Origin of the sequence: Streptomyces sp. NBC_00009 (assembly GCF_045040855.1) — a bacterium.
GTDB classification, from domain to species: Bacteria; Actinomycetota; Actinomycetes; order Streptomycetales; family Streptomycetaceae; genus Streptomyces; species Streptomyces aureus.
The window spans coordinates 1,070,117-1,089,157 of sequence record NZ_CP108312.1; the positions used below are offsets into that span (position 1 = coordinate 1,070,117).

Genomic DNA, 19,041 nt, shown 5'->3' on the forward strand with positions numbered 1-19,041 from the left:
TCCCCATGCCCCTCATGGCGGGCGAAGCTAGCCCACTCCCCCGGCCCCGTCCAGATGGCCTGCCGACCGGAACGACGCCTACCGGTGACCGAGGTCACTCACCTTTCCTGGGCCGTCCGGTGCACGGATTCCCTCGTTCCGCCGTCTCTTCAAGTGGCGGGGAGTCCCACCCGCCGTCCGACATGCCGTCCGACTCGCCGTCCGAGCTCTTGCCCGAACCGCCGTCCGTTCAGCCGTCACAAGGGAGCAGGCGTTGTCCACCGTCATCGAGCAAGCCGTAGAGGCCCGTCTCGTCGCCGCCGCGCCGCGGATGTCGACCATTCCCGCGACGTTGCGCTACGACATGCGGGACCCCTTCGCCGTGCGCATGTCGTTCCCCGCGCCGGCCACGCTCGAGGGCGTCGACGTGAGCTGGACGTTCGCCCGTGAGCTGCTCTCTGCCGGGGTGCGGGAGCCGGCCGGTGCGGGCGACGTCCGGGTACGGCCGTACGGCTTCGACCGCACGGTCCTGGAGTTCCACGCCCACGAGGGCACGGCGATCGTGCACATCCGGACGGGCGAGCTGCGCCGCTTCCTCAGCAGCACGGCGGCGATGGTGCCGGTGGGCGACGAGCATCTGCACGTGGACCTGGACGGCGATCTCGCGGAACTGATGCGGGACGCGTACTGACCACCCGACCAGCCCGATCCCCCTGGCTCAACTCCCGTTGCCGAGCAGGGTGTTGAGCTCCTCGTATGCGAGACCACCGGCAAGGCTCCCGTACGTTCCCTCGGTGAGCAGTTCCCGGGCCGCCCTGCGGACGAGGGCGTGCGCGGCCTGCGCGATGCCCGCGCCGACGCTGATCCGGGCGACGCCGAGCGCGGCGAACTCGGCCACGGACGGCACCCCGGGCCACGCCATCACGTTGAGCGGCCCCTCGACGCCGGCGACGAGCGCCTTCACGGTCACCGGGTCGACGGCCCCCGGCACGAAGATCCCGTCAGCACCCGCCGCGAGGTAGGCCGCGGCCCGCTCCAGCGTCGCCGCGAGCCGCTCCTCCGGCTCCCCCACGCCCATCAGATACGTGTCGATGCGGGCGTTCACGAACAGCGCCACGCCCTCCGCATCCGCCGCGGCACGGGCCACCGCGATCCGCTCCGCCTGCGCCTCCACGGGCCGCAGCGGCGCACTCCCGCCGTGCCAGGCGTCCTCGATGTTGACGCCGACCGCTCCGGCGTCGAGCACGGCGCGCACGGTGGCGGCGACGTCCTGGGCCGCGTCGGCGTAGCCGCTCTCGATGTCAGCGGTCACCGGCACGTCCACGGCGGCGGCGATCCGCGCGACGGCATCGAGCGCCTCGTCCCTGCCGAGCCGGTCCCCGTCCGCCGCGCCGAGGTCCCAGGACAGTCCGGCGCTGGTGGTGGCGACAGCGGCGGCTCCGGCGTCCGCGACGATGCGGGCACTCGCGACGTCCCAGGCGTTGGGCAGGACGAGCGGGCGGCCGGCGACATGCTGCGAGCGGAAGGCCAGGGCCTGGTCATTCAGGTGCGTACGGTTCGTCATGCCGGACAGCCAACCATCCGGCCCCGGGGCGCGGCTGGCAGGAATCCGACACGTACGTGTGATGCGCGCTCAATCCCTGCTCAGCCCCCGCCGCCCCCGGCCGCCGAGGCCCGCGCCGCCTCCGCCGCCTTGACGGCCGCGGCGAGCGCGGCGCGGATGTCGCCCAGGCTCCGGCGCAGTTCGGGGGACATGCCGCCGGCGCGGGCGGCGAGGTCGTCGAGGCGGTCCTTGTGCGTGCGCCGGGCCTTGCCGGGGATCAGCCGGCGCAGCTTGCCCGTGGCGGCGAGCACCGCGAGGACCGCGTCGTCCTCGTCCACCCGGCCGGCCGGCTCGGCCCCCTCCAGCGCGCCCAGCACCTCGGCCCGCAGCACCTCGACGTATCCGGCGCGCTCCAGGCCGTACCGGGTCACGGGGAAGAGCCCGAAGACCCGCTTGCGCTCGGCCGACAGATAGCCCTCGGAGGCGAGTTGGCGGCGCACGGTGTCGAGGCCGGCGCCGGAGCGGTAGCCGATCCAGGTACGCCATGAGCGCGGCCTCGACTCCTCTGCGAGTTCCATCAGTTCGTCGAGGACGGGGTCGCCGGTGCGCGCGTCGAAGACCGGGGTCACGACCCCGTCCACGTCGCTGATGATGCGGCGCCGGGCCAGTTCGACGAGTGCGGCGGCGCGGACGGAGAGCGCAAGGTCCGGGGCGCCGGAGACCCTGCCCTTCTCCGTGTCGAAGCCCAGCAGGAAGAGCCGGGCGGGCAGCGAGAGCGAGCCGTGGGGCACGGGGGCCTCCTCCTGGAGGGCGGGGGCGGGGGCGCGGGGGTCCACGATAATTCGTTGACGGCACACATCCGCCTTCGTACGGTGTTGAGCGTTCCCGTTGATCCTGTTGTCGTCGATCGGAGTAGGACGTTGCTCTTCTGAGGTTCTGAGACACCGCGTCACGCGGCCGCACCCCACCGGTGCCCCACGTGTCCTGCGTGTGCGACCTCGGATGATCGAGCCGTCCTCCTGCCGGAATCCGGCGCAGGACCGTCCTTCGCGCCCCATGCGCTCTCGTTGCTTCCGGCTGTCGTCGCCCGCGGTGTCCCGACGCGTTGCCCACCGTTCCCACCGAGCGACCGCGAGGCCCGTATGTCTACCTCCCCCACATCCGTCACCTGCACCTCCCTCACCTACGCCTGGCCCGACGGCACACGGGTCTTCGACGGCCTCCAGGCCGCGTTCGGCCCCGGCAGGACCGGGCTCATCGGCCTCAACGGTGCAGGGAAATCAACGCTGTTGAAGCTCATCGCCAAAGAACTCGCCCCGGCCGACGGCACGGTGAAGGTGTCGGGCGAGATCGGCTACCTGCCGCAGAACGTCACCCTCGAAACCTCGCTCCGCGTGGACGAGGCCCTCGGCATCGCCCGTGCCCGGGCCGCGCTGCACGCCATCGAGGCGGGCGACGTACGCGACGAGCACTTCACCGCGGTCGGCGACGACTGGGACGTCGAGGAGCGCGCCGTCGCGACCCTGGACGGGCTCGGCCTGGGCCGCATCGGTCTCGACCGCACCGTCGGCGAGCTCTCGGGAGGCGAGTCCGTACTGATCCGCCTCGCCGCGCTGCTCCTGCGCCGCCCCGACGTCCTGCTGCTCGACGAGCCGACGAACAACCTCGACCTGGCCGCACGCAGGCGCCTGTACGCGGCCGTCGAGGCGTGGCCGGGCGTCATGGTCGTGGTCAGCCACGACCGTGAACTCCTCGAACGGGTCGACCAGATCGCCGATCTGCGCCCGGGCGGCCTCGTCCGCTACGGCGGAAACCTCTCGGCGTACGAGGAGGCGCTCGCGACCGAACAGGAGGCGGCGGAGCGCATGGTGCGGGTCGCCGACGCCGACCTGAAGAAGCAGAAGCGTGAACTGGCGGACGCCCAGGTCAAGTTGTCCCGGCGCAAGCGCTACGGGCAGAAGATGTGGGACACCAAGCGCGAGCCCAAGGCGATCATGGCCCAGCGCAAACGGCAGGCCCAGGTCTCCGCGGGCAAGCACCGCCAACTGCACGAGGGCCGGCTCACCGAGGCGAGGGAGCGCCTCGACGAGGCGGTGGACGCCGTGCGTGACGACGACGAGATCCGCGTCGATCTGCCGCACACGGCGGTGCCGCCCGGCCGTTCCGTCTTCACGCTGAGTCAGCTGCGGATGGCCTACGGAGCCTGCGTGAAGGGCGAGTTCGAGGTGCGCGGCCCGGAGCGGATCGCGCTCGTGGGGCGCAACGGTTCGGGCAAGACGACGCTCCTGCGCACGATCTCCGGTGACCTCGACCCCGTTGCGGGCGAGGCGGTGGCGCATGTCCCGCTGCGCTTCCTGCCGCAGCGGCTCGACGTGCTCGACGAGGGGCTCACCGTCGCCGAGAACGTGGCACGGTTCGCTCCCGGGGCGACGAACAACCGCGTCAGGGCGCGTCTCGCCCACTTCCTGTTCAAGGGGGCGCGGGCCGATCAGGCGGCGGCGACCCTCTCGGGCGGCGAGCGGTTCAGGGCGACCCTCGCGGCGCTGATGCTCGCCGAGCCGGCACCCCAGCTGCTGATGCTCGACGAGCCGACGAACAACCTCGACCTGGCGAGCGTCCGGCAGCTGACCACGGCCCTGGAGTCCTACGAGGGCGCGCTGCTCGTGGCGAGCCACGACCTGCCGTTCCTGAAGTCCATCGGGGTCACGCGGACGCTGCTCATGGAGGGAGGCCGGCTCCGGGACATCACGAAGGGGGAGGTCGGATACGGCGGATAGCCGCGCCGAGGGCGGGCGGCGGGGCGGGACCGGGTGCGGGCGGCGGGGGCGGGAGCCGGGTCCGGCAGGGGATTCCGTCGCCGGGGCCGGGATGTGCATGATGTCCGCGCCGGACCGTCGCGCACCGGCCCCGCCCGAAGAGCTCGCCCCAGTCCGCCCACGAGCCCTCCGAGCACGTGGAACCGCCGCCCAAGCCCCGAGGAGTGCCGCCCGTGCCCAGCCAGAAGGCCTTGATCCGCCGCCCGGGACCCCGCCTCACGGACGGGCTCGTCACGCATGTCGAGCGCACACCCGTCGATCCGGAGCGGGCGCTCACGCAGTGGGAGGCCTACGTCGCGGCGCTGCGGGAGCACGGCTGGCAGACGGTGGAGGTCGGGGCCGCCGACGAGTGCCCCGACGCGGTCTTCGTCGAGGACGCGGTGGTCATGTACCGCAACGTCGCGCTGATCACCCGGCCCGGCGCCGCGTCCCGGCGCGGGGAGACTGCGGGCGTCGAGGAGGCCGTGGCCCGGCTCGGCTGCTCCGTCAACCGGGTGCGGGAGCCGGGCACGCTCGACGGCGGCGACGTCCTGAAGGTCGGCGACACGATCTACGTCGGACGCGGCGGGCGCACGAACGCGGACGGCGTGCGGCAGCTGCGGGCCGTGTTCGAGCCGCTCGGCGCGCGGATCGTCGCCGTACCGGTCAGCAAGGTGCTGCACCTGAAGTCGGCGGTGACGGCCCTGCCCGACGGCACGGTCGTCGGGCACGAGCCGATGGTGGACGTGCCGTCCCTCTTCCCGCGATTCCTGCCCGTCCCGGAGGAGGCCGGCGCTCATGTGGTGCTCCTGGGCGGCGGGAAGCTCCTGATGGCGGCGAGCGCGCCGAGGACTGCGGAGCTCTACTCGGATCTCGGTCTGGAGCCGGTTCTGGTGGACATCGGCGAGTTCGAAAAGCTCGAAGGCTGTGTGACGTGCCTCTCAGTCAGGCTCCGCGAGCTGCACTCCTGAGGCGCAATGAAGCCATGGAGGCCACTGAGACCGGAGGGGGCAGTTCCGGGGGGCCCTTTACAGAGGGTTTAACCTACGGCAACGTAACCTACGACACCGTAGGTACAACCGCTCGTGCCTGCGATTCGTCTCCTCGCACTACTCCCGTCCCCCCTGGAGCCCTCGTGACCATCACCTCTCCCCACCTCGGCAGCTCGTCCTCCACCTGGACCGACGCCCAGCTGCTGTACGCGCTGGAGGAAGTGGTCGAGAAGGAACTGAACCGGCACCTCAAGGTGGCCAAGGACTGGATGCCGCACGAGTACGTGCCGTGGGCCGACGCCCGTAACTTCCCCGGTTTCTTCGAGGACGGCGAGGCCTGGGCGAAGGACCAGTCCAAGGTCACCGAGATCGGCCGGATCGCGCTCGTCGTGAACCTGCTGACCGAGGACAACCTCCCCAGCTACCACCACGAGATCGCCTCCCTCTTCGGCCGCGACGGCGCCTGGGGCACCTGGGTGCACCGCTGGACCGCCGAGGAGGGCCGCCACGGCATCGTGATGCGCGACTACCTGCTGGCTTCGCGCGCCGTCGACCCGGACCAGCTCGAGCAGTTCCGCATGGCGCACATGGCCGAGGGCTTCGAGTCCGACAACCGGCACTCGATGCTGCACTCGGTCGCGTACGTCGCCTTCCAGGAGCTCGCGACCCGCGTCTCGCACCGCAACACCGGCCACCAGTCGGGCGACCCGGTCTGCGACCGCATGCTGGCGCGCATCGCCACCGACGAGAACCTGCACATGGTCTTCTACCGGAACCTGCTCGGCGCGGCCTTCGAGCTCGCCCCCGACCTCACGATGCAGGCCGTGCGCGACGTCGTCGTCAACTTCCGGATGCCCGGACACGGCATGCCCGGCTTCGAGCGCGCCGCCGCCCAGATGGCCATCGGCGAGATCTACAACATGCGCATCCACCACGACGACGTGATCCAGCCCGTGCTGCGCTTCCTGAAGGTCCTGGACATCGACGGGCTCGGCCCGGAGGGTCTCAAGGCCCAGGAGGAGCTCGGTCTGTACATGGGCGGCCTGGACAGCGAGGCCGCCAAGTTCGACGAGAAGCTGGCGGCCCGCAAGGCCCGCATGGCGGCCCGCGCCGCCGGCTGACCCGCCCCCCGTCACGCAAGCACGCCCCGGGCCACGCGCCCGGGGCGTGCCGCGTCACGGGCGCGTGGCCCGCTCAGCCGCGGCGGCGCAGCTGGTGGCGCTCCTTCTCGGAGAGGCCGCCCCAGACGCCGAAGCGTTCGTCGTTGTCGAGTGCGTACTCCAGGCAGGCGGAGCGCATCTCGCACCGGCCGCAGATGCTCTTCGCCTCGCGCACGGAGCTGCCGGGCTCGGGAAAGAAGAAGTCGGCGCCCGTCTGGGCGCACAGCGCCTCGTCCTGCCATGAGGGGACGGGGGTCACGGGAGCGCTCGTCACGGGGCGCAGCGTGTGGTTCGAGTACATGCCGCAGATCGTGCCGCGTGGCGAAAAACAGACGATCAACGACTGATCAACGCGGCGCGCCGGGCGGATCGCGACCTGTGCCCGCCGGGCTGGGCCCGACCCGGCTCAGGTCTGGTCCGGGTCTCCCTTGATCACAGCGAAGCGGGCGCCCTGCGGGTCGGTGAGCTTGGCGATGCGGCCGACACCCGGCAGGCTCGTGGGCGCGAAGCGCACCTTACCCCTGAGCTCCTGGGTCCGGGCGGCGATCGCGTCGACGTCCGGCACATGGAAGTACGGCGTCCAGTGCGCCCCGATGCCGGACTCGGACGGGTCGTCGCCCAGCGTGACCATGCCGCCGAACATATCGTCCTCGCTCGTGCCTGCCGGGTTCACCGTCACATACGTGCCGCCGGGGAACGACACGTCGAACGTGCCCCAGCCGAGCACCGAGCCGTAGAAGTCCTTCGCCATGGCGACGTCCGGGGTGTACAGCTCGATCCAGTTGAGCGAGCCGTCCTCCGTGGCGAGATCCAGGCCCTTGTTCCGCCCTGGCTGCCAGAGGCCGAACGTGGCCCCCGCGGGATCGGCGATGACGGCCATGCGGCCCAGGTCCAGCACGTCCATGGTCTGGAACGGCGCGGATCCGCCGGCCTGCTCGGCGGCCTTCACGGTCGCGTCCGCGTCCTGCGTCTGGAAATAGACGGTCCAGGACGGCGGGGCCTGGTCGGGCGTGACCTTCACACCGCCGGCGACGCTCCTGCCGTCCAGCTGGAACAGGCCGTAGCCGCCGACCTCGGGGCCGCCCGACTGGAACTGCCAGCCGAAGAGTGCGCTGTAGAAGGAAACGGCGGCGTCGAGATCCGGGGTTCCGAGATCCAGCCAGTTCGGCGAGCCGTCGACGAAACGGGTGGTGAGCATGGTGCCCTCCTCGTTGAGGGTGCCCCCCTTGCAGGGGTCCCGCTGTCTGCCTCACCGAGTCTGGCACCGCGCACTGACAATGGCCGTTCCAAACGCCGCCACCGCCCCGGACGGCCACCTGGCCGACGCCGAGCCACCGCGCAGCCATCGCCGAGCCACCGCCCACCCATCGCGTCAGCCATGGCGTCAGCCACCACGTCAGCCATCGCCAAGAGTTGAACGGTCCACTGAAATGGGAGCGCTCCCCGTCACAAGTCTTGACCCGTCGCGCCGCACTCGCAACAGTGGGGCTCCCCCACACCTCAGGAGTCCTCCGTGATATCGCGCAGACTGTTCCTGACCGGCGCCGCCACGGCCGCCACCGCACTCACCTACCCGGCCTGGGGCAGCGCCCTCAGCCCGGACGCCAAGGCGGCCCCCGCCACCTGCGAACTCGCCCTGCAGAACAAGTCGTTGCCCGGCACCGTGCGCGCCTACGTCACGGGCCACGAGCAGGGCACCGACCGCTGGGTGCTGCTCAAGCCCGACGGCGGGGTCTACCACCCCGACTCGCCATCAGCGCCGCAGACCCCGCTGCCCGTCGACTGCGCCATCTCCCTGGGCGCCGCGGGTTCGGCGCCGAAGGTCCTGACGCTCCCTCAGATGTACGGCGCCCGGGTCTACTTCGTACGCGACAACACGCTCGACTTCTTCCTCAACCCGGGCCCCTCGCTCGTCGAGCCGGCCTTCGCGACCTCCACCGACGCGAACTACGGGAAGACCTGGTCGTTCTGCGAATTCACCTTCAACTCCGACCAGTTGTACGCGAACATCAGCTACGTCGACCTGGTGACCGCCCTGCCCATCGGCCTGACCCTGGAGGGCGACGCCACGCACACCGTCGCGCCGCTCCCGGACGGCGCCGTGGAGAAGATCTCCGCGGATCTCGCGGCCCAGACCGCCAAGGACGGGCAGCCCTGGGACAAGCTCGTCATCCGCGGCGGCGACGGCAAGGTCCTGCGCGTCATCTCGCCGCAGAACCTGATGGCCCCGTACTTCGACCGCCCCGACCAGATGCCGTTCAGGGACGTCTGGGGCAGCTATGTCGACCAGGTCTGGGAGAAGTACCGCACGACCGACCTGAAGATCGACCTCCAGGGCGGCCGGGGCGTGTTCACCGGTCGCGTCAGCGGCGACACGCTCACCTTCAACGGCGGGCACAGCTTCCCCAAGCCCGCCTCGAAGGACATCTTCACCTGCAACCACGGCCCGTTCACCAACAACCCGGGCGACCCCGACGACAAGAAGGGCCTCCTCGCCCGTCTCGCCGCCGGGTTCAACCGGAGCATCATGCTGACCCACCCCGAGCAGCCGAACGGCACCACGACGGCCGACTACTACCAGGGCGGCGTCACCAACCACTGGTCGCGGGTCGTGCACGCCAACTCGCCCATCGGGTACGCCTTCCCGTACGACGACGTGCGTCCCGACGGGCAGCCGGACGTGTCCGGCGCGGCGCACGACGGGAACCCGCGGCGCTTCACCGTCAGCGTCGGATCGTAGGTCCCGGGCGGCTCATGCCCCGGCGTCCTCGCGGATGAGCTCTGCCGCCTTCTCCGCGAGGGCGACGGTCGGGGCGTGGGTGTGGCCGCGGGTGATGCGCGGCATCACCGACGCGTCGACGACGCGCAGGGCCTCGACGCCCCTGACCCGCAGGCGCGGGTCCGTCACCGAGCCCTCGTCGGCGCCCATGCGGCACGTGCCGACGGGGTGGTAGAGCGTCTCGGCGCCCGCGCGGATCACCTGTGCGAGCTCCTCGTCGCCGACGGCCCCCGGGTACGGCCCGAGGGGCCCGTCGGTGTACGGGGCGAGCGACTTGGCCGCGAGGAGTTCCTCGGCGCGGCGCACTCCGGCCATGAGCGTGCGCAGGTCCTCGTCGCGCGTGAGGTAGCCGGGGTCGATCAGCGGCCGCGCCGAGGCGTCCGCCCCGCCCGGGGTGATGCTGCCCTCGCTCGCGGGCTGCAGCAGGACGACGCCGATCGTGATGCCGTGCTCGACGGGCGGGGTGAGCCCGTGGTTGACGAACGGCACCGGCGCGTAGATCAACTCGATGTCGGGGGCGGCCAGTTCGGGGCGCGTCCTGATGAAGGCGACCGCCTCTCCGACGTTCGACGTGAGCGGTCCGCGGCCGGCCAGCAGGAAGCGGCCGACATTGGCGAGGGAGTCCGCGCCGGTGAGGGTGACGGGCCGGGGGCAGCGCATCGTGACGGCGAAGGAGAGATGGTCCTGGAGGTGGCGGCCCACGTCGGGAGACGCGACACGGACGTCGATCCCGGCCTCGGCGAGCTGTTCGGGGTCACCGACGCCCGCCTGCTGAAGCAGCTGCGGTGAACCGATCGCGCCCGCGCTGAGGATCACCTCGCGGCGCGCCCGCAGGATGCCGGGGACTCCTTCGGCGACGACGCCGGCCACGCGGGTGCCGTCGAAGTCGAGGCGGGTGACCCGGGCCTCGGTGTGGATGTGCAGGTTGGGCCTGCGCGCGGCCGGCTTCAGATAGCCGTCGGCCGCGCTCCACCGGCGGCCGCGGCGCTGATTGAGCGGGGTGAGCGCGAAGCCGCCGTGGTCCTCGTGGTTCAGCTCCGCCAGCTCGCGCAGACCGGCGGCGCGGCAGGCGTCGAGGAAAGCGGACGTCGTCACGTTCGGGTCGCGGGGCGGGGAGATCCACAGCGGGCCCTGGGTGCCGTGCGGGGAGTCGGCGCGCCGGGTGCCCGCCCAGCGTTCGGCGCGCTGGAAGTAGCGCGCGAGCTGGTCGTACGACCACTCCTCGCCGGCCGCCTCGCCCCACGCGTCGTAGTCGTCGCGGTGGCCGCGCACCCACATCATGGCGTTCATCGAGGAGGAGCCGCCGAGGGTGTGGCCGCGCGGCCAGTACAGCTCGCGGCCGTCGAGCGCGGACTGCTTGGACGTCGAGTAGTCCTAGTCGTACGGCGTCCTGAACAGCTTCGGGAACGCCGCCGGGATGCGGATCTCGGGTTTGCGGTCGCGCGGGCCCGACTCGACGAGCGCGACGCGCACGGCCGGATCCTCCGACAGCCGCGCGGCCAGCACACAGCCGGCCGACCCGGCCCCGACGATGACGTAGTCGTACTCGCTGTCCTTGCTCAACTCGACTCCCGGGGTGGGTGGTTGGGGTCAAGGTGAGATGATCCCCGTCCTCCCCGGAGGTGTACACCCGTCGCGTACCCTCGGTACGACTCCTAGCCGGTGTGACCCGCCGGGTGGTGCGGTTCGTAGCCCGGGACGGTGCCGTCCTCCTTCTTCACTAGGAAGAGCCCCACCATCCCCATGTCGGAGTGGCTCTGGACATGGCAGTGGTACATCCAGGCGCCCGCCCCGACGCCCTCGCCCGCGATGATCTGGAAGCCGAACGAGTCCGCGGGGCCGACGATCTTGTTGTCGACGACCTGGCTCGGGTCGTCCGGGCCGGTGAGCATGCCCGTGCGGTTGTCCGCCCAGCGATGACCGTGCATGTGGAAGGTGTGGTAGTACTCGCCGTGCGTGATCATGACGATCTCGACGCGATCACCCACCGTGGCCTCGAAGTTGGGGCCTTCGTGCGCCGGCTTGTTGTTGATGGTCATGTCGTTGAAGACGATCGTGAACGTGGTGTCCGGGAGGACGTCGCCCTTGCGCCGGACGATCACCGGCCCGTACAGGCCCTTGCGGATGCCGCCGGTGCCGTGTTCCGTGCCGACGACGTGGTCGTGGTAGTGCCAGTACCCCGCGCTGCCCGCGCGCCACGTGCCGTCCTTGCGCCGGCCCGGGGCGTGCGTGCGCCAGGTGTAGGTGCGCTTGCCGCCGGGTTCGACGTCGCTCTTGTTGAGCTTGGTGCCGTCGCTGGAGACCTCGTAGTCGAGGCCGTGGACGTGCAGGCTGGCCGCCACGTCCATGGTGTTCTCGAACTCGATGTGCAGCGTGTCGCCTTCGTTGAGCTCGATGAGGGGGCCGGGTACGGATGCCTTGCCCTTCTCGAACCCGTAGCCCATCTGCCCGTCCGCGAGCTTCTCGGCGTACATCTTGATGTGCTTGACCTCACCGCCGGCCGGGGCCGTGCGCACCGGGCCGTCCGCGGGGGCGGCATCCGTCGCCGCGATGAGCGACAACGATGTCGCGGTCGTCACGGCGGCGGCCCCGCCCATCAGCACCCGCCGGTTGAAGCTGCGTCTGTCCATGCCGAACTCCCCACCCTCGTACGGGACTTACGCGGACGTGCCACCAGTGCCTCTCGTGACGGCCAGAGAGACGGTAACCGGGTGATCTTCGTTTATCCACACTCAGGACAAAGTTCGTGCCATTGCGGCCATACCTATTGGCGAGCCGCGAAAAGAGGTCTAGCTTCGTCCGCGCCGTACCTGTGACCGACGAGGGGTGGGTGAACTCATGCGGTCCACGCCGCATCAAAAACCCTTGGACGTAAGAGGGTTGGACAGAGACAGACGCAGACGACGCCGCGCCGTCGCCGCGGTCCTGGCGTCCGGGGCGGTCGCCGCCGGACTCCTCACCGGGCCCGCCGCCAGCGCGCGTCCGTTCCCCGAACCATCCGTGACAACGATGTCCCTGCCGTCACCTCCCGGCGGGGCGAACGTGCGCGTCCTGGTGTACTACGGCTCCGCCGCGGGCGGCGACGAGTCACCGGTGGTGAACGCGGGGATCGCGGCCATCGAGAAGATCGGCCAGAGCGGCCCCGCCGCCCAGCGCTTCAAGATCACGGCGACGGACGACGCGTCCGTGTTCACCAACGCCACCAAGCTCGGCCGTTTCAACGCGGTCGTCTTCCTGACCGGCGGCGGCGACGTGCTCGACCCGGACCAGGAGGCGGGGCTCGAGTCGTTCATGGAGGCCGGCGGCGGATTCGTCGGCATCCATGACGCGGCCCGCGCCGAGCCGTACTCGGACTGGTTCACCGGCCTGATCGGCGCGCGCCCGGCGGACTCCAGCCCGGCGAACGTCCAGCGGGCCACCGTCGAGGTCGGTGACCGTCAGCATCCGGCCACCAAGGACCTTCCCGTGCAGTGGAAGCGGCCCGACCAGTGGCTGAACTGGGTGAAGAACCCGTCCGGCTCGGTGCACACCGTGGCCCGGGTCCGCGAGTCGACGTACCAGCCGGGCGCGAGCGCCAACGGCGCGGACCACCCGGTGTCCTGGTGCCGCGACTACGACGGCGGACGCTCCTTCTACACCGGCATGGGCGGCACGGCCTCCAGCTACGACGAGGTGGACTTCCAGTCGCATCTGCGCGGCGCCCTGCTGTGGACGAGCCGTATCGTGCGCGCCGACTGCAAGGCCGCGATCGACTCCAACTACAAGGCGGAGCGCCTCACCCAGCCCAACCAGGCCGGCCAGAACGACCAGATCGGCGAGCCGCACGGCCTGGTCACCGCGCCCGACGGACGCGTCCTCTACATCGGCCGCGGCGGCGCCGACTCCTCGCAGCCGGTGATCACCGACTGGAACAACCCCGATGTCGGCAAGGGCAAGGGCGAGATCCACGTGTACGACCCGAAGACCAAGACGGTGACGCAGGCAGGGGCACTCACCGTCTTCGGCAACAAGGGCGGCGGCGACGAGCTGGTCAAGGTCGAGGAGGGCCTGCTCGGCATCGAGCTCGACCCGAAGTTCGAGCAGAACGGCTGGGTGTACCTGCACTACACGCCGCACTCGCAGATCGACCGCGACAAGCAGATGGCCGAGCGCCGCGTCTCGCGCTTCACGCTCGACCTGAACACCAACAAGCTGGACATGAGCAGCGAGAAGGTGCTGCTCAAGTGGCCGGTGCAGATCCACAGCTGCTGCCACGCGGGCGGCGGGATGGCCTGGGACTCCAAGGGCAATCTGTACATCGCGACCGGTGACAACAACTCCAGCCGCTTCAGCGACGGTTACTCGGGCAACAACCCCGAGCCCAACTACAAGGGCGTCTCGTTCGCCGACGCGCGCCGCACCGCCGGCAACACGAACAACCTCAACGGCAAGATCCTGCGCATCCACCCGGAGGCCGACGGCACGTACACGCTGCCGGAGGGCAACCTCTTCACCGGCAAGGAGACAGCCGAGGGCGGCGGCAAGACGCGCGGCGAGATCTATGTGATGGGCGTCCGCAACCCGGCGCGCATCTCCGTCGACAAGAAGACCGACACGCTGTACGCGGGCTGGGTCGGCCCGGACGCCGGTGAGCCGTCGACGACCTGGGGTCCGGCGAAGTACGACACGTTCGCCGTCATCACCAAGGCGTCCAACCGCGGCTGGCCGTACTGCATGGGCAACAAGCAGCCCTACCGCGACCGCAATCTGCCGGACCCGACGAAGCCGCTCGGCTGGTACGACTGCGACCACCCGAAGAACGAGTCGCCGAACAACGACGGCCTCGTCAACCTCCCGCCGGTCACCGGCAACAACATCTGGTACTCGCCGCAGGGCGGGGCGCCCGACTACCCGCGCGATGCCAACGGCATCCCCTCGTACAAGAAGGAGGAGGCCAAGTACCTCCTGCCGTGGCTGAAGGGCGGCGGCCAGGCCGCGATGGACGGTCCCGTGTACCGCTACGACGCGTCCGTCCCGAACGCCGACAAGTGGCCGAGCTACTGGGACGGCAAGTGGTTCGTCGGTGACTTCTACGACGCCACGCAGCCGCGGCACGCGGTGATCACCGACCCGAAGACGGCCGGCGACGGCGGCATCCCGGTGCACGCCGAGAACCTCAAGAAGATCGTGCCGGTCGGCAACGACGGCATCAAGAACCTCATGGACTGGAAGTTCGGCCCCGACGGCGCGCTCTACGTCCTCGACTACGGCCGCGGCTTCTTCACCTCGGACGCCAAGTCAGCCCTGTGGAAGGTGACTTACACGGGCGGCGAGGCGACCCCTGCGGCCGGTGACCTGGCCAGGAAGGCGCAGTGATGAGGATGCGCAGCAAGAACCGGCGAAGACTGTGGACGGCGCTGTTCGCCGCCCTGCTGATGACGCTCGGACTCGGCTCCCCCGTCGCGTTCGGGCAGGACGCCCCGGTCGCCGCCGCGCAGCAGGTCCTGAACTGGACCGGCAGCGACGACATCACCAAGTACGCCTCGGCGCCGACGACAGCGGTCGCGGGCGCGACGACGATCGTCTTCGAGAACAGCGCGGCGACCGGCAACACCATGGGCATGCCGCACACGCTGACGTTCGACACGTCGGACCCCGAGTACAACAACGACGTGTCGGTGAACATCCTGGCCAACCCGAACGACAGTGAGGGCGGCAAGCACTCGGTCGAGGTCACCTTGACGCCGGGCCGCTACTTCTACCACTGCACGATCCCCGGCCACGGGGCCATGCAGGGCATCCTCGTCGTGACCGAGGGCGGCGGTGAGGACACGGCCGCGCCGGAGACCTCGGCGAAGGTCGACGGGCAGAAGAACGCCCAAGGGGAGTACGTCGGTTCGGCGTCGGTCAGTGTGACGGCGACGGACGCGGGCTCCGGTGTCGACAAGGTCGAGTACGCGGTGGGCGCCGACGGCGCCTGGCAGCCGTACACGACCGCGGTGGTCGTCGACCAGGTCGGGGCGCACAAGATCCGCTACCGGGCGTCCGACAAGGCGGGGAACGTGGCGGCCGAGAAGTCGGTGGACTTCACGGTGGTCGCCCCGCCGACCGACGACAAGACGCCACCGGAGACCTCGGCGACGGTCAGCGGCGAGAAGAACGACAAGGGCGAGTACCTCTCGATGGCGACCGTCACGGTGACGGCCTCCGACACCGGATCCGGCGTCAACTCCATCGAGTACGCGGTGGGTTCGGACGGAGCCTGGCAGCCGTACACCTCACCGGTGATGGTGCACGAGGTGGGCGCCCACACCGTGCGCTACCGGGCGTCCGACAAGGCGGGGAACCAGGCCGCCGAGAAGTCGGTCGACTTCACCGTGGTCGCCCCGCCCGTCCAGGACAGGACGCCGCCCGAGGTGACGGCGAAGGTCGACGGCGACAAGGACTCCAACGGCGCGTACATCACGAGCGCCAAGGTGACGGTCACCGCGACGGACGCCGACTCGGGCGTCGACAAGATCGAGTACTCGCTCGACGCGGGCCCCTACCTCGCCTACACGGCGCCGGTCGTGGTGGACCGGGCGGGCGCGCACACGGTCGCGTACCGGGCGAGCGACAAGGCCGGCAACACGTCGGCGGCGAAGTCGGAGGCCTTCACGGTCACCACGGGCGGCGGGGTCCCGGCGCCCAACTGCGCCGAATTCGACGAGCGGTTGACGGTGATCGTCGGCACGGTCGACACGGGCATCCCGAACCGGGTCACCAACAACCGGTGCCGGATCAACGAGTTGATCGAGGACGAGCGGGAGTGGACCTCGCAGGCCCTCTTCCTCAAGCACGTCAAGACCGTCACCGACAAGCTCCTCAAAGAGGGCGTGATCGACCAGCGCGAGTACAACAAGATCAACCGCGCCGCCAGGCAGTCGGGGATCGGCAAGCCCGGCCAGACCGAGGGCTACCGCAAGATCTTCGACGGCACACAGGACTCGCTCGCCAAGTGGGAGCAGGTCGGCGGCGGCAAGTTCGGCCTGAACGAGGACGGCTCGATCACCTCCAGCACCACGGTGGCGGGCATGGGCATGCTGTGGTTCCCGCAGCGCAAGTACGGCGACTTCTCGCTGAAGCTCCAGTGGCGGGACGACGCGCCGGGCACGGGCAACGCCAACGGCGGTGTCTTCGTGCGCTTCCCGTGGGTCCACGACCACCCGGAGGAGTCGCGGCCGGAGTGGGTCGCCATCAAGTACGGGCACGAGGTGCAGGTCCTCGACCGTCCTGACGGCGACATGTACAAGACCGGTTCGATCTACGGCTTCGACCGCGTGGGTCTCGCGGGCGCGGGCGTCACCCAGAAGGGCACGTGGAACGACTACGAGATCCGGGTGGTCGGCCAGCACTTCTCGATCCTGCGCAACGGCGTCCTGATCAACGAGTTCGACAACACCGGCGGGCAGGTCTTCGAGCCGCCGCGCGGGGACGACCCGGGCACGGACGGCCGGCGGTTCTCCTCCGGCTATGTCGGGCTCCAGGTGCACAGCACTACGGACGTCATCTCGTACCGGGACATCCGCATCAAGGAGCTGTAACAGGCGGTATTCGCAGTATTCGTAAGGCAGTTGAGCACGTCGAGCCGGGTCAGTCCTCGTGTCTGGCCCGGCTCGGCTGTACCCGCTTGGGCTCGCCCGGCATCTTCGGGTACTCGGGCGGGTACGGCATGTCGCCGAGGCCGCGGTCCCGTTCGTCCTGGCCGGCGAGTTCGAGGAGCGCGTCGAGCCGGAAGGCGTGCTCGTCCATGTCCTCGTGGACGTCGCCGAGTTCGGCGTAGCGGGCCGGCATGGAGCCGATGTCGAAGTCGGCCGGGCGCGCGTCGTCGACCTCGTCCCAGCGCAGCGGCGCGGAGACGGGGGCGTTCGGCCGTGGCCGTACCGAGTAGGCGGAGGCGATGGTGCGGTCGCGTGCGGTCTGGTTGAAGTCGACGAAGATGCGCTCGCCGCGCTCCTCCTTCCACCAGGCCGTGGTGACGCGGTCCGGCATACGGCGCTCCAGCTCGCGGCCGCAGGCGATGGCCGCGCGGCGCACCTCGACGAACGTCCAGTGCGGGGCGATCGGCACGAAGACGTGCATGCCGCGGCCGCCGGACGTCTTGGGCCAGCCGCGCAGGCCGCCGAAGTCATGGAGGACGGAGCGCAGCTCGTGGGCGGCGCGGACGGCGTCGGTGTAGTCGGTGCCGGGCTGCGGGTCGAGGTCGATGCGCAGCTCGTCGGGGTGGTCGGGGTGCGCGCGGCGGACGGGCCAGGGGTGGAAGGTGAGGGTGCCGTACTGGGCCGCCCAGATGACGGCGGCGATCTCGGTGGGGCACATCTCGTCCGCGTGGCGCCCGCTGGGGAAGGTGATGGTGCCGGTGGGGATCCAGTCGGGCATGTTCTTGGCGGCGCGCTTCTGATAGAAGGACTCGCCGTCCAGGCCCTCGGGGTAGCGCTGGAGGGTGGTGGGGCGGTCGCGCAGGGCGCGCACGATGCCGTCGCCGACGGAGAGGAAGTAGCGGGCGAGGTCGAGCTTGGTGTAGCCGGGCTCCGGGAACATGACCCGGTCGGGGCTGGACAGGCGTACCGTCCGCTCCCCCGCCTCCAGCTCCACCGCCGCGCCGTTCGACTTGCCCATGCGGGCCACGCTAGGCGCATCGGCCGACTTGCGCATACCGGGCGGATGGGGGCGTATCGCGTCAGAATCGGCTCATGGTCATGGATCTGCCGGTGATGCCGCCCGTGAAGCCGATGCTCGCCAAGTCCGTCGCGAAGATCCCGCCGGGGATGCAGTACGAGGCGAAGTGGGACGGCTTCCGCGCGATCGTGTTCCGGGACGGCGCCGACCTGGAGATCGGCAGCCGCACGGGCAAGCCCCTGACCCGCTACTTCCCCGAGCTGGTCGCAGCCCTCCTCGACCGGCTGCCCGAGCGCTGTGTCCTCGACGGCGAGATCGTGATCGCCCGGGACGGCCGGCTCGACTTCGACGCACTCACCGAACGCATCCACCCGGCCGCGTCCCGGGTCAAGACGCTGGCGGAGCGGACCCCGGCGTCGTTCGTGGCGTTCGACGTACTGGCCCTGGGCGACGAGTCGCTGATGGACACGCCCATGGTGGACCGCCGGGCCCGCCTGGCCGAGGCGCTGTCGGGCGCGACGCCGCCCGTCCACCTGGCCCCGTCGACGACCGACGCGGAGTTGGCGCAGACGTGGTTCGAGCAGTACGAGGGCGCGGGCCTCGACGGAGTGATCGCCAAGCCCTTCGACCTGCGCTACCGCGAGAACGAACGCCTGATGTTCAAGATCAAGCACGAGCGGACCGCGGACTGTGTCGTGGCCGGCTACCGCTTCCACAAGAGCGGCCCGGTGGTCGGCTCCCTGCTGCTCGGCCTGTACGACGACGAGGGCGTTCTCCAGCACGTGGGCGTGTGCGCGGCGTTCACGATGAAGCGGCGTACGGAACTGATCGCGGAGCTGGAGCCGCTGCGGCTGGAGTCGGCGCAGGACCATCCGTGGGCCGCGTGGACCGAGGAGTCGGCGCACGAGAAGGCCCGGCTGCCCGGGGCGACAAGCCGCTGGACCGGCAAGAAGGACCTCTCGTGGGTGCCGCTCGAACCGCGGCTCGTCGCCGAGGTGGCGTACGAGCACATGGAGAACGGCGCGCGCTTTCGCCACACGGCCCGCTTCCGCCGCTGGCGCCCGGACCGGACGCCCGAGAGCTGCACGTACGCACAGCTGGACGAGCCGGTCCGGTACGACCTGGCGGATGTCCTGCGTTAGCTGACACGGGCGTC

Annotated in this window: 16 protein-coding genes and 1 pseudogene; 8 read left to right on the top strand and 9 right to left on the bottom strand. The window is 70.5% G+C overall.

Annotated features, from left to right (window positions below):
* Positions 1 to 253 precede the first annotated feature (253 nt).
* Positions 254 to 670 carry an SsgA family sporulation/cell division regulator gene (locus OHA58_RS04890; RefSeq protein ID WP_382474894.1) on the top strand — a complete coding sequence of 139 codons (417 nt, stop codon included), beginning with the start codon at positions 254 to 256 and terminating at the stop codon, positions 668 to 670.
* Positions 671 to 697: 27 nt separating this feature from the next.
* Here OHA58_RS04890 and OHA58_RS04895 read toward each other — a convergent pair whose 3' ends face one another.
* Both OHA58_RS04895 and OHA58_RS04900 read right to left on the bottom strand, forming a co-directional pair.
* Positions 698 to 1,543 carry an isocitrate lyase/phosphoenolpyruvate mutase family protein gene (locus OHA58_RS04895; protein WP_405476781.1) on the bottom strand — a complete coding sequence of 282 codons (846 nt, stop codon included), beginning with the start codon at positions 1,541 to 1,543 and terminating at the stop codon, positions 698 to 700.
* Positions 1,544 to 1,623: 80 nt separating this feature from the next.
* Entirely contained in the window at positions 1,624 to 2,358 is a 735-nt protein-coding gene (locus OHA58_RS04900; protein WP_405476783.1) for a GPP34 family phosphoprotein, read from the bottom strand.
* A 306-nt stretch (positions 2,359 to 2,664) separates the two neighbouring features.
* Here OHA58_RS04900 and OHA58_RS04905 point away from each other — a divergent pair, with 306 nt between their 5' ends.
* The 3 genes from OHA58_RS04905 (at position 2,665) to OHA58_RS04915 (ending at position 6,430) form a co-directional block, all read left to right on the top strand.
* Complete coding sequence (locus OHA58_RS04905; protein ID WP_405476785.1) at positions 2,665 to 4,299, top strand: ABC-F family ATP-binding cassette domain-containing protein; 1,635 nt, start codon at positions 2,665 to 2,667, stop codon at positions 4,297 to 4,299.
* Between the two features lie 212 nt (positions 4,300 to 4,511).
* Complete coding sequence (ddaH, locus tag OHA58_RS04910) at positions 4,512 to 5,288, top strand: dimethylargininase (RefSeq protein ID WP_405476787.1); 777 nt, start codon at positions 4,512 to 4,514, stop codon at positions 5,286 to 5,288.
* A gap of 164 nt (positions 5,289 to 5,452) precedes the next feature.
* Complete coding sequence (locus OHA58_RS04915; RefSeq protein ID WP_116507652.1) at positions 5,453 to 6,430, top strand: acyl-ACP desaturase; 978 nt, start codon at positions 5,453 to 5,455, stop codon at positions 6,428 to 6,430.
* Positions 6,431 to 6,503: 73 nt separating this feature from the next.
* Here the strand turns inward: OHA58_RS04915 and OHA58_RS04920 are convergent, their stop codons facing one another.
* Entirely contained in the window at positions 6,504 to 6,770 is a 267-nt protein-coding gene (locus tag OHA58_RS04920; RefSeq protein WP_405476789.1) for a WhiB family transcriptional regulator, read from the bottom strand.
* 105 nt (positions 6,771 to 6,875) lie between these two features.
* Positions 6,876 to 7,667: a VOC family protein gene (locus OHA58_RS04925; protein WP_405476791.1), complete on the bottom strand. Its 792-nt coding sequence runs from the start codon at positions 7,665 to 7,667 to the stop codon at positions 6,876 to 6,878.
* A 315-nt stretch (positions 7,668 to 7,982) separates the two neighbouring features.
* Between OHA58_RS04925 and OHA58_RS04930 the strand changes: the two genes are divergently transcribed.
* Positions 7,983 to 9,209 (top strand): glycoside hydrolase family 64 protein, encoded by a 1,227-nt coding sequence (locus OHA58_RS04930; RefSeq protein WP_405476793.1) that lies wholly within the window; start codon positions 7,983 to 7,985, stop codon positions 9,207 to 9,209.
* 12 nt (positions 9,210 to 9,221) lie between these two features.
* Here the strand turns inward: OHA58_RS04930 and OHA58_RS04935 are convergent, their stop codons facing one another.
* The 4 genes and pseudogenes from OHA58_RS04935 to OHA58_RS04950 all read right to left on the bottom strand — a co-directional run bounded on the left by OHA58_RS04935 (position 9,222) and on the right by OHA58_RS04950 (position 11,878).
* On the bottom strand, positions 9,222 to 9,908 hold the full coding sequence (locus tag OHA58_RS04935) for a GMC family oxidoreductase (protein WP_405484783.1): 687 nt from the start codon (positions 9,906 to 9,908) through the stop codon (positions 9,222 to 9,224).
* Positions 9,909 to 9,935: 27 nt separating this feature from the next.
* A pseudogene (locus OHA58_RS04940) lies at positions 9,936 to 10,589 on the bottom strand (GMC family oxidoreductase); the annotation flags it as partial.
* A 33-nt stretch (positions 10,590 to 10,622) separates the two neighbouring features.
* On the bottom strand, positions 10,623 to 10,811 hold the full coding sequence (locus OHA58_RS04945) for a lycopene cyclase family protein (protein ID WP_405476795.1): 189 nt from the start codon (positions 10,809 to 10,811) through the stop codon (positions 10,623 to 10,625).
* Between the two features lie 92 nt (positions 10,812 to 10,903).
* Positions 10,904 to 11,878 (bottom strand): multicopper oxidase domain-containing protein, encoded by a 975-nt coding sequence (locus OHA58_RS04950; protein WP_405476797.1) that lies wholly within the window; start codon positions 11,876 to 11,878, stop codon positions 10,904 to 10,906.
* A 295-nt stretch (positions 11,879 to 12,173) separates the two neighbouring features.
* On the opposite strand from OHA58_RS04950, the gene OHA58_RS04955 reads away from it, so the two are divergent.
* Positions 12,174 to 14,603 (top strand): ThuA domain-containing protein, encoded by a 2,430-nt coding sequence (locus OHA58_RS04955; RefSeq protein ID WP_405484785.1) that lies wholly within the window; start codon positions 12,174 to 12,176, stop codon positions 14,601 to 14,603.
* Positions 14,604 to 14,608: 5 nt separating this feature from the next.
* Positions 14,609 to 16,810 (top strand): OmpL47-type beta-barrel domain-containing protein, encoded by a 2,202-nt coding sequence (locus OHA58_RS04960; protein WP_405476799.1) that lies wholly within the window; start codon positions 14,609 to 14,611, stop codon positions 16,808 to 16,810.
* Positions 16,811 to 16,859: 49 nt separating this feature from the next.
* Here OHA58_RS04960 and ligD read toward each other — a convergent pair whose 3' ends face one another.
* On the bottom strand, positions 16,860 to 17,885 hold the full coding sequence (ligD, locus tag OHA58_RS04965) for a non-homologous end-joining DNA ligase (protein ID WP_405476801.1): 1,026 nt from the start codon (positions 17,883 to 17,885) through the stop codon (positions 16,860 to 16,862).
* A gap of 80 nt (positions 17,886 to 17,965) precedes the next feature.
* Between ligD and OHA58_RS04970 the strand changes: the two genes are divergently transcribed.
* Positions 17,966 to 19,027, top strand: a complete 1,062-nt coding sequence (locus OHA58_RS04970) for an ATP-dependent DNA ligase (RefSeq protein WP_405484787.1) — start codon at positions 17,966 to 17,968, stop codon at positions 19,025 to 19,027.
* Positions 19,028 to 19,041 lie beyond the last annotated feature (14 nt).

Bases quoted from the DNA above. Each gene is read 5' to 3' on its own strand.
- OHA58_RS04960 (WP_405476799.1), top strand. From the start codon at position 14,609: ATGCGCAGCAAGAACCGGCGAAGACTGTGGACGGCGCTGTTCGCCGCC.
- ligD (WP_405476801.1), bottom strand. From the start codon at position 17,885: ATGGGCAAGTCGAACGGCGCGGCGGTGGAGCTGGAGGCGGGGGAGCGG.
- OHA58_RS04970 (WP_405484787.1), top strand. From the start codon at position 17,966: ATGGATCTGCCGGTGATGCCGCCCGTGAAGCCGATGCTCGCCAAGTCC.
- OHA58_RS04925 (WP_405476791.1), bottom strand. From the start codon at position 7,667: ATGCTCACCACCCGTTTCGTCGACGGCTCGCCGAACTGGCTGGATCTC.
- OHA58_RS04950 (WP_405476797.1), bottom strand. From the start codon at position 11,878: ATGGACAGACGCAGCTTCAACCGGCGGGTGCTGATGGGCGGGGCCGCC.
- OHA58_RS04895 (WP_405476781.1), bottom strand. From the start codon at position 1,543: ATGACGAACCGTACGCACCTGAATGACCAGGCCCTGGCCTTCCGCTCG.
- OHA58_RS04905 (WP_405476785.1), top strand. From the start codon at position 2,665: ATGTCTACCTCCCCCACATCCGTCACCTGCACCTCCCTCACCTACGCC.
- OHA58_RS04920 (WP_405476789.1), bottom strand. From the start codon at position 6,770: ATGTACTCGAACCACACGCTGCGCCCCGTGACGAGCGCTCCCGTGACC.
- OHA58_RS04935 (WP_405484783.1), bottom strand. From the start codon at position 9,908: ATGCGCTGCCCCCGGCCCGTCACCCTCACCGGCGCGGACTCCCTCGCC.